Below are 14,339 nucleotides of genomic sequence, written 5' to 3'. Positions count from 1 at the left end.
CTGACTTTCGCGGCCGGAACGCGGACACAAGGATGTGTATCCATGGGAATCGAGTTGCACGCGGCGGGGGTATGCCGCGCGCCCACCGCGGACTTCCTCGATCAGGTGGGGGAGTGGTTGCGGACCGGCCCCGCCGGTGCGCGGGTCGACTGGACCGCCACATCCGCGCCACTGCGGAAATCGGTGGAGGTCTCCGGAGATCGCCTGCTTGCCGTGCTGCATCCGGCGGCCGAACCAGTCGACCTGCGTGCGGCGCACGGTCAGGTGGTGGTGAGCGCGGGTTGTGCGTCGGCCGGGCCGGGCTATCACCGGCACGTGGCGGCCGTGCTGCACGAAATGGGTCGGCGATTCGACATCGTGTGGGACGAGGGGACCGAGGATCCGCTCGGATTGGGCGATGACCGCGCCGAGGTCGAAAGTGACTATCTGATGTGGATCCGCGGTCTCGCGGAGACGGTGCTGACCGAGGTTCCTGCGGAAGACGCCTGGGTTTCGATCGGATTGTCGCTGGGCAGTGACCGTTTCGACTACGACGGGCTGGCCGCGAGCTGGTTGGGGCCGCGCGATCGCGACTGGTTCCAGGCGGTCCGCGATGGTGACGAGGCCGCGGCGCGCGCGTTCTTCCCATGGTGGGAGGACCGCTGGACCGCGCCGACGATTCGCAATACCGCGATGGGCATCATGTGGAACGACGTGCGATGGCGCGCACCATCGGACGCCGATGACACGCCCGCACTACACCAGGCCGATGCATTGCTCGCCGAGGCGCACCGGCTCGACGCGGAGCTGGAGCTGCCGTGGGCCGCCTGGCACGAATTGCGACTGTTGCTTGCGGATTCGGCCACCCTTGCGGCGGGTGCGCCCGCCGATCTGCCCGAGCGCGCCGCCGCGGCGGACCAGCAGCCGCTCGGCTACCGCCGCCGCCCGGTGCACACCACACCGGTACCCGGGTGGAGTCTGCGGATTCCCGGCGAATTCACCTACGGCTGGGACGGCGATCGGTGGTGGGCCTGGGACGGCACCCGCCAGATCGAGATCACCATCCTGCGCGTGGGCGACCCAAAAACCGGGCCGCCACCAGCCGCGATGCTGCAATACGGTGCCAACGCCACCGCGGGACATCGCGGCGAACCGGTGACCGGCGGACCCGGTGACGGATGGTGGCTGCCCTCCGAGGACGGTGCGGAGGTCGGAGTGCAGGGGATCGCCAGCCGCCGCAATGGTGAGTTGCTGCTGGTCACGATCAGTGTGCCCGGAAAGCAATTGGATTGGGCGATCGAGGCCTGGCGCTCGCTGCAGTACAACGGGGACTGACCGCACGTTTGTGGAAGCGGGCGCGCGCCCCGGTCGAGCATGCTGGCCTTCCGACTCGAACAGGAGGTTCCCTTGGCCATCGCTGTCAACACCATTGTCGGCGTGTTCTTCTTCGCGATGGGTGTCTATGCCCTCGCGGCCCCTGCGGCGCTCACCCGTCCCTTCGGCATCCGCCTGGAGCAACCCGAAGCGCGCTACGAGATCCGGGCCGTCTACGGCGGATTCGGTCTGGCTATGGCGGCGATGCTGGCGGTGGCGGCAACCCACGACGGAACCCTACGCACCGCAATCATGATCACCATTGGTGTCGCACTCGGCGGAATGGCATTCGGCCGCATCGTATCTGCGGTGCTCGATGACCGAATCGCCTTCTACCCCAACTGGTTCTACTGCATTGTCGAGACGGTCGCCGCGGCGGCTCTGGTATCGGCCTCCTGAGCTCGCGGCGTCGTCACCGAATCGTCCGTTCCGGTCACGTTGCATCGCCCTCGGGTGACTGTGCCAGCGGAAACAGGATCGGACTCAGCAGGTATGGCGCGCGGTCTCCTGTCGCCGCGTTGGAGAGTCGGGGCAGGATCGCTGCCCGCAGATCGGTGATGAGCTCGGTGAGTTCGTCGTGGCTGAGCCATACCGCATGCTGGCGATAGCCGACCAGATCGCCGGTCGGGTCTGCGTCATCGCTTTGCAGGTACGCCTGGAATTCGGTCAGCAAGATGGCCATGGCGATCGGGAAGATCCGGCGATGGTCGGCGGTGGTTGCGGTTTCGGCATCGACCACGGCGCGTTCGCGGCGCAGGCGATAGCCGCGTTCCACCACGCCGCGCACTCGTTGCGCGCGGGCCACTTCGAGGATGCCGTGCTCGGCCAGCAGGTCGACGTGTCTGTACACGGTGGCCTTCGAGATGTCGGGCATGCGGGCGCTGAGCTGGGCGGTCGTCAGCACGCTGCCCCCCGACATGGCATGCACGATCCGCAGTCGCACCGGGTGGGCGAGTAGCTCCATCGGGTCCATGGAGCAATGTTCTCATCTCTGATACTGTTCGCAAAGTTGAGATCAATGCCAGGCTGATTGCCCTGAGCGCAGGAGGATTCGATGTCGTCGATCGCACCTACTCGCACCGGCATCGAGGTGGTCGAGCACTTGTGCTCGGGGCGGTATGCGCAGGTGCACGAGATGTTCGCGGCGCAACTGCAAGCGCTGGTGTCGGCCGAAAAACTGGGCGCGGCTTGGGAATCGGTCCTCGATCGGTACGGATTGGTGGCCGAGGTGGGAGCCGCGGTGAGCGAGGCCGGCGCGGTGCGGGTGCCCGTGCGGCTCGAACGCGGCGAGGTGGTGGTCGGGATGACGATCGACGACGCCGATCGCCTCACCGGCCTGCAACTGATGCCGCCCACGGCACCGTGGCAGCCACCCGACTACGCCGACCCGGAGTCCTTCGACGAGGAGCAGGTCGCGATCGGGCAGGCGCCTTTCGTCGTTCATGGCACCATCAGCCTGCCGCGGCGGCCGCGGCCGTGTCCGGCGGTTGTGCTGCTGGCGGGCGGGGGACCTTTCGACCGCGATATGACAACGGGTTCGAATAAGCCGCTCGCGGATATCGCCTGGGGGTTGGCCAGCCGAGGTATCGCGGTGTTGCGTTTCGACAAGATCACCCACGCGCATGCCGGTGTGGTCGCGGGACTCGCGTCCTTCACCATGACCGATGAATACGTGCCCCATGCAGTCGCGGCTGTAAACGTCCTGCGCGAGCACCCGGCCGTCGATACGGATCGGGTTTTCGTGCTCGGGCACAGTATGGGTGGGAAGGTCGCGCCACGGGTCGCGGCCGCGGCACCGACGGTGGCAGGGGTGATCGTCTTGGCCGGTGACGCCTCGCCGATGCACTGGTCCGCGGTGCGGGTCACGCGTTATCTCGCCGCGTTGGAGCCCGATGGTGGTGCCGGTGCGCAGGCCGCGATCGAGGCGATCGTTCGGCAGGCGCAATTGGTCGACAGTGCGTTGACGGTGTCGACTCCAGTCAGTGAACTACCCCTCGGGCTGCCCGCGTCGTATTGGTTGGATTCGCGGGACTACGATCCGGTCGCTGTCGCCGCGATATTGGGCAAGCCGATGTTCATTCTGCAGGGCGGACGGGACTATCAGGTCACCATCGATGACGACTTGTCGCTGTGGCGGGCTGGTCTGGCTGATCGGGCAGAGGTGACGATCCGGGTGTACGACTCGGATAACCACTTGTTCTTTCCGGGTGCGGGACCCTCGACTCCGGCGGAGTACGCGGCGGCGCAACATGTTGATCCGAAAGTGATTGTCGAGATCGCCAGCTGGCTCGAGGCCTCGGTATAGATCGGCCCACAGCAGACCCGACACGCCGTCTTCGGCGATACCGTGTCGGCCTGACTTCGCGATCAACCAGTAGTGAGCATTCGTGCCTGTGACGAAACGAATTCGCCGTAGGGGATTTCGGCGGCCCGGCAATCGGGGCACTCTGGAAGAGAACCTCTGATCCGATGACAGGACCCAGATCGTGACACATGCCTTGACCCAGCTGGAGTTGCTGACCGAACTCGAACCCGTTGCCGAACAAAATCTCAACCGTCACCTATCGATGGCCAAGGACTGGCATCCGCACGACTACGTGCCGTGGGACCAAGGCCGCAATTTCGCCGAGATGGGCGGAATCGATTGGGAGCCAGCGCAATCCCAATTGAGTGAACTGGCCAGGGCTGCGATGGTGACCAATCTGCTGACCGAGGACAATCTGCCGTCCTATCACCGACTGATCGCCGAATCCTTCTCCCAGGACGGCGCCTGGGGCACCTGGGTGGGGCGGTGGACCGCCGAGGAGAACCGGCACGGAACCGTCATGCGCGACTATCTCGTTGTTACCCGAGGCGTGGACCCGGTGGCGCTGGAACAGGCGCGAATGGTCTGCATGACAGCCGGGGTGCAGCACCCGACCGGGGTGGACGAGAACGGATTCCTGCCTGGTATCGCTTATGTGACCTTCCAAGAACTGGCGACCAGGGTCAGTCACCGCAATACCGGCCGGGTCTGCAACGATGCGGTCGCCGACCGGATGCTGCAGCGTATTTCCGCCGACGAGAATCTGCACATGGTCTTCTACCGCAACCTCTGCGGTGCGGCCATCGATCTGGCGCCCGACCAAGCGCTGGCAGCGATCTCCGCGATCATCCGCAACTTCCAGATGCCCGGTGCGGGCATGCCGGACTGGCGTCGCAATAGCGTGCTGATGGCCAAACACGGCATCTACGATCTGCGCCAGCACCTCGAGGACGTCATCACGCCGGTGCTGCGCAAGTGGAATATCTTCGAGCGCAATGACTTCGGTGCCCGCGGTGAACAGGCGCGCGAGGAACTCGGCCTATTCCTGGAGCAGCTCGGCAAGGACGTGCTCAGGTTCGAGGAGCAGCGTGACCGGGCACTGGCACGCGAGGCGCGCAAGCGCGAGTGGCAGGACGCCTGAGCGGCTTCCGCTGAATCGATGATCTTGGTCCGACCAGCGGACTCTTGACGATTTTAGTTTTAGTCTCCTACACTAAAACTAAGCTCGAGAGGAAGCGATGACATGGGATACGGACACTGGGACGACACCGCCTACCGCGCGGCCAAGACCTTCCGCGCCAGTCGAGGCCTGGACGACTTCGGATACACCGCCGAGATGCGGGGGCAGCCGTATTCGGATTGGCGGGCGCATCCCGCGCTCGAACCACTCGGCGTCACCGTGCGCGAATGTCGGGATTCGGCCGAGCACGGCAACTCGCTCCCGATCGCGGTGCTGTTCGACGTCACCGGATCGATGGGACGGGTGCCGCGGATCATGCAGGACAAGCTCGGCAAATTGCACGGACTCCTGCAGCGCAAGGGCTATGCGGAAGATCCACAGATCATGTTCGGCGCCATCGGCGATGCCGATACCGACCGCGTGCCACTGCAAGTGGGGCAGTTCGAATCCGACAACCGGATGGACGAGCAGTTGCGCAATATCCTACTCGAGGGTGGCGGCGGCGGACAGAAGTCCGAAAGCTATGAACTAGCCGCGTATTTCATGGCCACCCATGTCGCGACCGACGCATGGGAGCGGCGCGGTAAGCGCGGTTACCTGTTCATCATCGGCGACGAACTGAACAAGGCGAAACTGGCGGGTCGGCATATCCGCGCCGTCATCGGCGATCACGTGCGCACCGATATCGAGGTCGCATCGATCTATCGGGAACTGGCCCAGCGCTGGCATGTGTACTACATCCTGCCGAACCAGTCGAGCTACTTCGACGATCCCGAGATCGCCGAGCACTGGCGGGGATTGCTCGGCCAGAACTTCATGAAGCTCGACGATCCCGCCGCGGTCTGTGAGCTCATCGCGCTCACCATCGGACTGGAGGAAGACCGCATCGACGTGCACGCCGGACTGGCGGACCTGCGTGATGTGGGGTCGGTGGCGGAGGCCGATTCGGTCGGAAAGGCGTTGGGAGTCAAGGCGGGACCGAATATTCGTGCCCTGTCGCGGGGGCGGAGCTGAATCCGGCAAGTGTTGGAGTGCTGCGGCTCCGATGTCGAGTTCGGCCCTGGGCGGCTACCGCGCGGGCACGCTGCTGATCTGCAGCGTTGAGGCCGGTGACCGACGCCGCAGTGGCACGCGGATGGCGGTGCACAAGGCCGAACCGTGCTGCGAGCCACCGGGGCGGACTGTCTGCGCTTGCGGATGAATCACTGGAAAGGTAAGGGGCGAAAGGTGCTTCAGTCGCACATCATCGTGCTCGACCTCGGATTCGGAGATGCGGGGAAGGGGGCGACCGTCGATTGGCTGTGCTCGCCGGAGGCAGGACTGGACGTATCGGCGGTCGTGCGGTTCAACGGCGGTGCGCAGGCGGCGCACAATGTGATCGCAGACGGTCGCCATCACACCTTCGCACAGTTCGGGTCCGGAACTTTTTCCGGAGTGCCCACGCTGCTCTCGCGGCACATGCTGGTCGAGCCGATCGCGCTGGCCGGTGAATCGCGGCAGCTGGCCGCACTCGGTGTGCCGGATCCGCTGTCGCTCTTGCGGATCGACGGTCGCGCATTGCTCACGACGCCGATCCATATCGCTGCCAACCGTGCCCGCGAAGATGCGCGGGGTTCCTCGCGGCACGGTTCCTGCGGCCGTGGCATCGGCGAAACTGCCAGTTACGCAATAGAATACGATGCACCGACCGTCTCGGATTGCCTGCGTCCCGACGTCCTGTACCCCAAGCTGCAGGCGATGGCGGCATACTTCGGACCGTTGATCGCGCCCAGCGCCCACCGCTATGAAGCGATCCGCGATCTGGTCGATATGTACCGTGAATTCGCCGCCGCCGTGCGCATAGTCGACGGCACCGAACTCGCCCGCCTCGCGGAACGCGGTCGCCTGATTTTCGAAGGGGCACAAGGTGTTCTCCTCGACGAATGGCGCGGCTTCCATCCGCACACCACCTGGTCCACCGTCGAACCGCGCAACGCCCGCGCCCTACTCACCGAAATCGACGCCCCCGCTTACACACTCGGCGTCACCCGCACCTACATGACCCGCCACGGCGCAGGCCCGTTCCCGACCGAAGACCCCACTATGACCTTCCCCGAGCCTCACAACGCCACCGGCCCCTACCAGGGCCACTTCCGTCGAGGCCACCTCGACCCCATCCTGCTCCGCTATGCCATCGAGGTCTCCGGCGGTATCGACGGGCTCGCACTCACCCACCTCGACGCACCCGGAACCGGCTACGCCGCAACGGGATACGCGACTGCGGGCGGGATGCTCGACCGGCTGGAACCGGGCCGCTGGCAAAACCTCGACCACCAGCGGGACCTCACCGCTCTATTGACCACGGCCGACCCGATCCTGACAGCCGTGCCAGCCGAGCCGGTGCCGTGGCTGGAACGCCAACTCGGTGCCCCGATAGTCCTGACCGCCCACGGCCCGGACCGTCGCGACCGCACTCCGACCCGAGTTGTCGCCGCCGCCTAGCAATCGGGAGCTGGCTCTGTCGGCGCGGCAGCTGGTGACCGGCGCGCAATCTTGCGCTCGCGCCGCGGCACAGGCACCCGACGCGTTGCAGTCGGCGACTGGCGTGCGCTCTCGCGTCCGCGCCGAGTCATGGCGCATCGAGTGGCACTCGGTTGCGGGGAACCTCGAGACGGCGGCTCGATAGTGTCACTCCGCGCGAGCTGGCCGGAGTGCGGCAGGATGGGGTCGCGTGGAGCAATCCGTGGTTTCGGTCGATGTGGTGGCATTGCGGTTCTGGGCCGACGATGCCGAGGTGAGTGTGGGTATCGCGGCGCGGGAGATGGAGCCGTTCACCGGGCATTTGGCATTGCCGGGCGTGCTGCTCGGGCGGGGCGAGCGGTTGGTCGCGGCGGCGCGGCGGGCGGTGCATACCAAGTTGGGCGTGCCAGCGGCGGCCATCGGGGCGGTCGGGCAGTTGGTGACCTTCGACGAACCGAATCGCGATCCGCGCGGGCCGACGTTGTCCATTGCCATGTGGGCCGTGGTCGAGCCGCATGAGGGGCCCGCGCAATGGGTTTCGTTCGATGCGGTGCCCGATTTGGCCTTCGACCACAACCGCATCGTCGATGCCGCCCGGAGCCTGCTGGCCAGTCTGCTCTGGAAGGATATGGCTTTCACCAGAGCACTGACCGGCGACGAATTCCCGGCGACCCGCGCGGTGGAACTCAGCTCCTCCGTCCTCGGCGCCCGCCCCGACCCAGCGAACCTGAATCGGACCCTGGCCGCCATCCCCGGCCTGGCACGCACCACCGAACGCCGCCGCGTCAAAGCCACCGGTCGCCCCGCCGCCGTCTGGGCCTTCACCCCCGACGATTAGCGCACCGCTGCAACGACTTCCACGCAACGGTGTTCAGTCGCGTGGGACGTACATGATGACGGCTACGCCGAGCAGGCAGAGGGTGGCGCCGAGGTAGTCCCAGCGGTCCGGGTGGAATTTGTCGACGATCATGCCCCAGGCGAGGGAGCCCGCCACGAACACGCCACCGTAGGCGGCCAGGATGCGGCCGAAGTTCGGGTCCGGTTGGAAGGTGGCGGCGAAGCCGTAGGCACCGAGTGCGAGTACGCCCGCCGCGATCCAGAGCAGCCCGCGGTGTTCCCGCCAACCCTGCCAGATCAGCCAGGCGCCGCCGATCTCGGCGAGTGCGGCAAGGGCGAACAGCAGCAGCGACCGGGCGATCGTCATGCGGTAGAACCTACCGCCAGGTCCGCTACACCTCGTAAACCGGGTTCCTGCTGTTCATCTCCCCGATACGTACCGGTGAGCAGGGTGAATAGTTATTGGCTATCGCAAGTTCAGTCGTTGTTCAGCAAGGCGACCGGCGATGGCGAGACCGATGAAACGTCCATGAACACCCACTCGGTGCGCTACCGAAAGGCACTGTCGTACTGGATCGTTCGGGGATATGAGCGCGCGAATCGTAGCCACCACGCCCCTCGCACGCAGGCAACTGTTGTCCGGCGCCATTGCCGCCGCGGCCGTTTCTACCGTCCTCGCCACCGGCCGCACGCAAGCCGCCACCCAAGCCGACAAGGTCGTCCTCATCGGGCTCGACGGCACGATGTACCGCAAGATCGAGGAGGTGCGGGCGCCGAACCTGTTGCGGCTCAGCGCCGAAGGCACCCTCGCCCGCAGCTCCATCGCCCCGCATATCTCCATCTCCGGCCCATCCTGGGCCACTGTGCTCACCGGCGTCTGGGGCAGCAAACACGGCATTGTGGACAATAATTTCGACGCGACCCCGTTCGCGAAGTATCCGACGGTTTTCACCCGACTCGAACGTCACGATCCGACCCTCAAAACTCAGTCCATCGCCACCTGGGATCAGATCGCCACCATGACGGCCAGCGGCGATCCACGCGCCGACGTCGTCATCTCCACTCCGCTCGTCCCCGATGACGACAACGAAAGCGCCACCGACGCCGCCACCACCGACAGCGTCGTCACCGCCATCACCAAATACGCCCCGGACTTCCTCTTCACCCACCTCGACCAGGTCGACCGGGCCGGTCACCAGCACGGCGGCGCGTCCAGCGAATACCGCGAGGCCGTCACCCGCATCGACGCCCTCGTCGGCCGCATAGTCGCCGCCGTGGATGCCCGCGCCCGCGCCAACCTCGCCGAACGCTGGACCATCCTGGTCACCACCGACCATGGCCACCGGCCCAAGGGCGGTCACGGCGGTCAAACCCCCGACGAGACAAGCAGTTTCGTCATCGCCCGCGGCCCGAACTTCCTCGCGGGCGCGATCAGTTCCAGCTTCTCCCTGGCCGATATCACCCCTACCGTGCTGGATATCTTCCACGCCCCGCTCGACCCGGACTTCGACGGACAATCGCGTATCCGCCTGCCCGTCGAACCCTTCACCAGCCGATAGGGGCACCTTTCGCACGCTTCGCTCGTTGTCGCCGCATACGATCGCCAGCGCCGCAATTCACCCGCGCAACCGGGGCATTTCCGACTCGGCAACCTCGGAACGGGCAGGTGACCTGCGCGCGGACTAAAGTTGTGGTCTGGGCGGTTGCAGCGGTCGGATACTGTGGTCCGATCGCGGCGTGGAGAGGTGGTGGCATGACTCAGCATCTGGGCGAGGCGAATGTCGAGCAATCGGCAGGCGCCCCGCAGTCGAATGGTGCGGCCACCCCCGCTGTGACTACGCCGCAACCGCAGGTGAGTGGCAATGCCACACCGTCGCGTCAGCCCGGGACCGCGGCCGCGGTGCCGACCTCCGCCTCGCGGCGGGTGCGCGCCCGGCTGGCCCGGCGCATGACCGGCCAGCGCGGTATCGCGGCGGTCAAACCGGTGCTCGAGCCGCTGGCCAGCGTGCACCGCGAGCTCTATCCGAAGGCGAATCTCACGCTGCTGCAGCGCGCCTTCGACGTCGCCGACGAGCGCCACGCCCACCAGTTCCGCAAATCCGGTGACCCGTACATCACCCACCCGCTCGCGGTCGCGAATATCCTCGCCGAACTCGGCATGGACACCACCACGCTGGTCGCGGCACTGCTGCACGACACCGTGGAGGACACCGGCTACTCGCTCGAGCAGCTGACCGAGGACTTCGGTGCCGAGGTCGCGCATCTGGTCGATGGCGTCACCAAACTCGACAAGGTCAACCTGGGCGCGGCCGCCGAGGCCGAGACCATCCGCAAGATGATCATCGCCATGGCGCGCGACCCTCGCGTCCTGGTGATCAAGGTGGCCGACCGCCTGCACAACATGCGCACCATGCGCTTCCTGCCACCGGAGAAGCAGGCCAAGAAGGCCAAGGAAACCCTGGAGGTGATCGCCCCGCTGGCGCACCGCCTGGGTATGGCCACGGTCAAATGGGAACTCGAGGATCTCGCGTTCGCGATTCTGCATCCGAAGAAGTACGACGAGATCGTGCGCTTGGTCGCCGACCGCGCACCTTCGCGCGATACCTACCTGGCGCGGGTGCGCGCGGAGATCGTGAATACCCTTGCGGCGTCGCGGATCAACGCGATCGTCGAGGGTCGCCCCAAGCACTACTGGTCGATCTACCAGAAGATGATCGTCAAGGGTAAGGACTTCGACGACATCCACGACCTGGTCGGCATCCGCATCCTGTGCGACGAGGTGCGCGACTGCTATGCGGCGGTCGGTGTGGTGCATTCGCTGTGGCAGCCGATGGCGGGCCGGTTCAAGGACTACATCGCCCAGCCGCGCTACGGCGTTTACCAGTCGCTGCACACCACAGTCGTCGGCCCGGACGGTAAGCCGCTGGAAGTGCAGATCCGCACCCAGGACATGCATCGCACCGCCGAATTCGGCATCGCCGCGCACTGGCGCTACAAGGAGACCCGCGGCAAGCATTCCAACGACTCCACCGAAGTCGACGATATGGCGTGGATGCGGCAGCTGCTCGACTGGCAGCGTGAGGCCGCCGACCCGGCCGAATTCCTGGAGTCGCTGCGCTTCGACCTGAAGTCGCCGGAAATCTTCGTCTTCACCCCGAAGGGTGATGTGATCACGTTGCCGCAGAAGTCGACTCCGGTGGATTTCGCGTACGCCGTGCACACCGAAGTCGGGCATCGCTGCATCGGCGCGCGGGTCAACGGCCGCCTGGTCGCACTGGAACGTCAGCTCGAAAACGGTGAGGTCGTCGAGGTATTCACCTCGAAGGCGCAGAACGCCGGACCCAGCCGCGACTGGCAGAACTTCGTGGTCTCTCCGCGCGCCAAGGCCAAGATCCGGCAGTGGTTCGCCAAGGAACGCCGCGAGGAGGCCCTGGAAAGCGGTAAGGAGCAGATCTCCAAGGAGGTCCGCCGCGTCGGGCTGCCGTTGCAGCGATTGATGAGCGTGGACGCGATGACCGCCGTCGCGCACGAACTGCACTACACCGACATCTCCACGCTTTACACCGCCGTCGGCGAGCATCAGGTGTCCGCGCATCACGTCGTGCAGCGGTTGATGGCGCAACTCGGCGGCATCGGTGATGTCGAGAACGAGCTCGCCGAGCGCTCCACCCCGTCGACGACGCCGAGCCGTCAGCGCGTGACCGGTGACGCGGGGGTGCTGATTCCCGGCGCATCGGGCACGGTGGCCAAGCTCGCCAAGTGCTGCACGCCGGTCCCCGGTGACGAGATCATGGGCTTCGTGACCCGCGGCGGCGCGGTGAGCGTGCACCGAACCGACTGCACCAATGCCGGTTCGCTGCGCGAACAGGCCGAGCGCATCATCGACGTGGAGTGGGCGCCGTCGCCGTCCTCGGTCTTCCTGGTCGCCATCCAGATCGAAGCACTCGACCGCACCCGTCTGCTCTCGGATGTGACCAAGGTGCTCGCCGACGAGAAGGTGAATATCCTGTCCGCCTCGGTCGCCACACACGGTGACCGGGTCGCGATCAGCAAGTTCACCTTCGAGATGGGCGATCCGAAACACCTCGGCCACTTGCTGAATGTGGTGCGCAATGTGGAGGGCGTCTACGACGTCTACCGGGTGACCTCGGCCACCTAGAACGCTGCGTCAACCTCGCTGGACGTAGCCGGCGTACCCGTATGGAAGGTTGCGGCTGCGTGCCTGCGCGGCGCAGCGTTCGCTGGAATGCGAAGTCCAGGTTGATGATTCGAATCATCGAAGGGTCGCCGGTGGGTTGCGGGGTGATTTCCTTCGTCGGAAACTTGTCGGAGAATCCTGGATGGCACGCGGTGAACTGCCATGCGCCACTCGGCGGTTCGCGCAAACCTTTCGTCGGAGCCGCAGTAAGAGCCGGAATCTGTTACGGTCTATTGCGTTTCATGGCGTTTAGGTTAGCAGCGGCAACACGAATTGATTGCGGATCGCTATGATGAACTACACGGCACGGATCTCGGGAATGCTGATCGCATTCGCCGTTGCTGTGGCGACCGCAGGGGCCGCCGTAGCGGAGCCATCCGATTCCGCGGGACCGACGACGAACGTCACCATCGGTACGTGTCCGGCACTGTACGCCTTGGGAATTCAGGGCACAGGCGAATCGTCACCGGATGCCGCGCCGACCACCGATACCGGCATGCTGTCCACGGTCTTCATGCCGATGCTGGCCGAGGCCGATCCTGGTCTGGTCGACCGCGCTTACGTCCCATACGAATCCGGCTTCGGCGGCGCGACCGCCGGTGGCACGGTGTCGTATGCGGAGTCGGTGATCGGCGGACTGCTCCGGTTGCGCTCGATGGCCCAGGATGTCGCGGCCCGCTGCGCCGAGACCCGGTTGGCGATCGTTGGCTATTCGCAAGGCGCGCATGTGGCCTCGATGTTCGCCCAGGAGGTCGGTCAGGGCCACGGTGTGATCCCGCCCGAGAAGATCGCCGCGGTCGCCTTGTTCGCCGATCCGACCCGCAATCCCGGTGCGCCGCTATTTCCCGGCTCGCCGGGCAAGGCGACCCCGGATCCCGCGCCTGGCACTTCGGGGGACCGGATGGCATCCATCGCGGCCCTGCCGCTGGAGCCCGTGAGTGGCGGCGGTATCGGGCCGGAACGCGATAAGGCCCCGAATTTCGCCGCGCTCACCGGGCGGGTCGCGAGTTTCTGTGCCGCAGGCGATCTCGCGTGCGATGCACCGGAGGGCGCGCCGATCCTGAAGGCAGTCGCCTCTATTGCGGGACAGTCCAAGTTGAGTGGTGGCGACCCGATCACGTCATTGGTGTCGATTTCCCAGGCACTGGCGTACACGTCGATCAAGACTGCCGCCAAAGTCGTCAACGAGGATGTCCAGGGCAACTCCCTCGCGAATTTATCTATTTCACCGCAGAAGTCGATTTCGCAGCGCCTGGCCGATGCCGCAGATCCGCGCACGCCGTTGAATATTCCCGCAGCACTTCAGGCGCTGCTGAAGGTCGGCATGATCGGACTGAATTCGGTCGTGACAGTGGTCAAGTCGGTCATCAATGCTGCCAATATCAGCCAACTGGCGACCGCGGGGCTAACCGATCCGGTCTCCGGAATCCTGCTGTTCGGCACGAAATTGCTGGGCGCGATTCCGCAGCTGGTGCCGCCGACGACCGGTGCCCGATTGGTTACCCAGGCATTCGACGCGGTTGTACAGAACATCACCGATAACAGTGAACTGCTCAATGTGACGACTTGGGTGCGGTATTGGGATACCGTGCAGCGCCACGGCGCCTACAGCACCGCGGCGATCACCGCGACCGGTGCTGCGCCCACCCGATTCGTCGCAGCCTGGTTCGCCGCGGCGGCACATGATCTGGCCGACAAATTCAGCAGCGGAGCTGTGCCTATCGGTGGCAGCACAAAATCGAACACCGGATTCTTCGGAGAAAGTTCCGGCGCGTCGACTACGCCGAATTCGTCCGGTACGGGACAATTTCCGTTCGGGACAGGAGCCGATGGCGCCTCATCCGGCGGCGCGACGTCGACTCCGCCCACCGTGGTACCCGGCACCGTAAACAACACCTACCCGTTCTCAACGAACTGATCGCAGAGAGGGTCCGATATGCCTGTGCCTTGCTCTGCGGGAATGGGGG

The 14,339-nt window shown here is 65.5% G+C and carries 12 protein-coding genes; 10 read left to right on the top strand and 2 right to left on the bottom strand.

Going from position 1 to position 14,339, the window contains the following annotated elements; genetic code table 11:
• Positions 1-42: 42 nt before the first annotated feature.
• Entirely contained in the window at positions 43-1,314 is a 1,272-nt protein-coding gene (locus ACIBJI_RS06600; RefSeq protein ID WP_397083284.1) for a hypothetical protein, read from the top strand.
• Positions 1,315-1,353: 39 nt separating this feature from the next.
• Positions 1,354-1,752 carry a DUF4345 domain-containing protein gene (locus ACIBJI_RS06595; RefSeq protein WP_396955029.1) on the top strand — a complete coding sequence of 133 codons (399 nt, stop codon included), beginning with the start codon at positions 1,354-1,356 and terminating at the stop codon, positions 1,750-1,752.
• 34 nt (positions 1,753-1,786) lie between these two features.
• Here ACIBJI_RS06595 and ACIBJI_RS06590 read toward each other — a convergent pair whose 3' ends face one another.
• Positions 1,787-2,326 (bottom strand): helix-turn-helix domain-containing protein, encoded by a 540-nt coding sequence (locus ACIBJI_RS06590; RefSeq protein ID WP_364340062.1) that lies wholly within the window; start codon positions 2,324-2,326, stop codon positions 1,787-1,789.
• An 81-nt stretch (positions 2,327-2,407) separates the two neighbouring features.
• Between ACIBJI_RS06590 and ACIBJI_RS06585 the strand changes: the two genes are divergently transcribed.
• From ACIBJI_RS06585 to ACIBJI_RS06565, 5 genes are all read left to right on the top strand, one after another.
• Complete coding sequence (locus tag ACIBJI_RS06585; protein ID WP_397083282.1) at positions 2,408-3,658, top strand: alpha/beta fold hydrolase; 1,251 nt, start codon at positions 2,408-2,410, stop codon at positions 3,656-3,658.
• Positions 3,659-3,839: 181 nt separating this feature from the next.
• A complete protein-coding gene (locus tag ACIBJI_RS06580) occupies positions 3,840-4,799 on the top strand; it encodes an acyl-ACP desaturase (protein WP_364340066.1) in 960 nt (319 codons plus the stop codon).
• A 102-nt stretch (positions 4,800-4,901) separates the two neighbouring features.
• Positions 4,902-5,852, top strand: coding sequence for a hypothetical protein (locus ACIBJI_RS06575; RefSeq protein ID WP_397083280.1), 951 nt, complete (start codon positions 4,902-4,904; stop codon positions 5,850-5,852).
• 213 nt (positions 5,853-6,065) lie between these two features.
• Positions 6,066-7,319: an adenylosuccinate synthetase gene (locus ACIBJI_RS06570; protein ID WP_396955032.1), complete on the top strand. Its 1,254-nt coding sequence runs from the start codon at positions 6,066-6,068 to the stop codon at positions 7,317-7,319.
• Positions 7,320-7,548: 229 nt separating this feature from the next.
• Positions 7,549-8,175, top strand: a complete 627-nt coding sequence (locus tag ACIBJI_RS06565; protein WP_364340072.1) for an NUDIX hydrolase — start codon at positions 7,549-7,551, stop codon at positions 8,173-8,175.
• 33 nt (positions 8,176-8,208) lie between these two features.
• Here ACIBJI_RS06565 and ACIBJI_RS06560 read toward each other — a convergent pair whose 3' ends face one another.
• Positions 8,209-8,541, bottom strand: a complete 333-nt coding sequence (locus ACIBJI_RS06560; protein WP_364340074.1) for a YnfA family protein — start codon at positions 8,539-8,541, stop codon at positions 8,209-8,211.
• Between the two features lie 220 nt (positions 8,542-8,761).
• Here ACIBJI_RS06560 and ACIBJI_RS06555 point away from each other — a divergent pair, with 220 nt between their 5' ends.
• The 3 genes from ACIBJI_RS06555 to ACIBJI_RS06545 all read left to right on the top strand — a co-directional run bounded on the left by ACIBJI_RS06555 (position 8,762) and on the right by ACIBJI_RS06545 (position 14,290).
• The gene (locus ACIBJI_RS06555) at positions 8,762-9,733 is read left to right on the top strand and encodes an alkaline phosphatase family protein (RefSeq protein WP_364340076.1); all 972 of its coding nucleotides are present in this window, start codon (positions 8,762-8,764) and stop codon (positions 9,731-9,733) included.
• 194 nt (positions 9,734-9,927) lie between these two features.
• Entirely contained in the window at positions 9,928-12,333 is a 2,406-nt protein-coding gene (locus ACIBJI_RS06550; protein ID WP_364340078.1) for a RelA/SpoT family protein, read from the top strand.
• 331 nt (positions 12,334-12,664) lie between these two features.
• Positions 12,665-14,290, top strand: a complete 1,626-nt coding sequence (locus tag ACIBJI_RS06545; protein WP_397083278.1) for a cutinase family protein — start codon at positions 12,665-12,667, stop codon at positions 14,288-14,290.
• The last annotated feature ends 49 nt before the right edge of the window (positions 14,291-14,339 follow it).

The sequence above is a fragment of the Nocardia sp. NPDC050408 genome (genome assembly GCF_044458905.1).
Classification (GTDB): Bacteria; Actinomycetota; Actinomycetes; order Mycobacteriales; family Mycobacteriaceae; genus Nocardia.
Note: the sequence above shows the minus strand (reverse complement) of the source record. Positions and strands in the feature narration are given on the sequence as shown.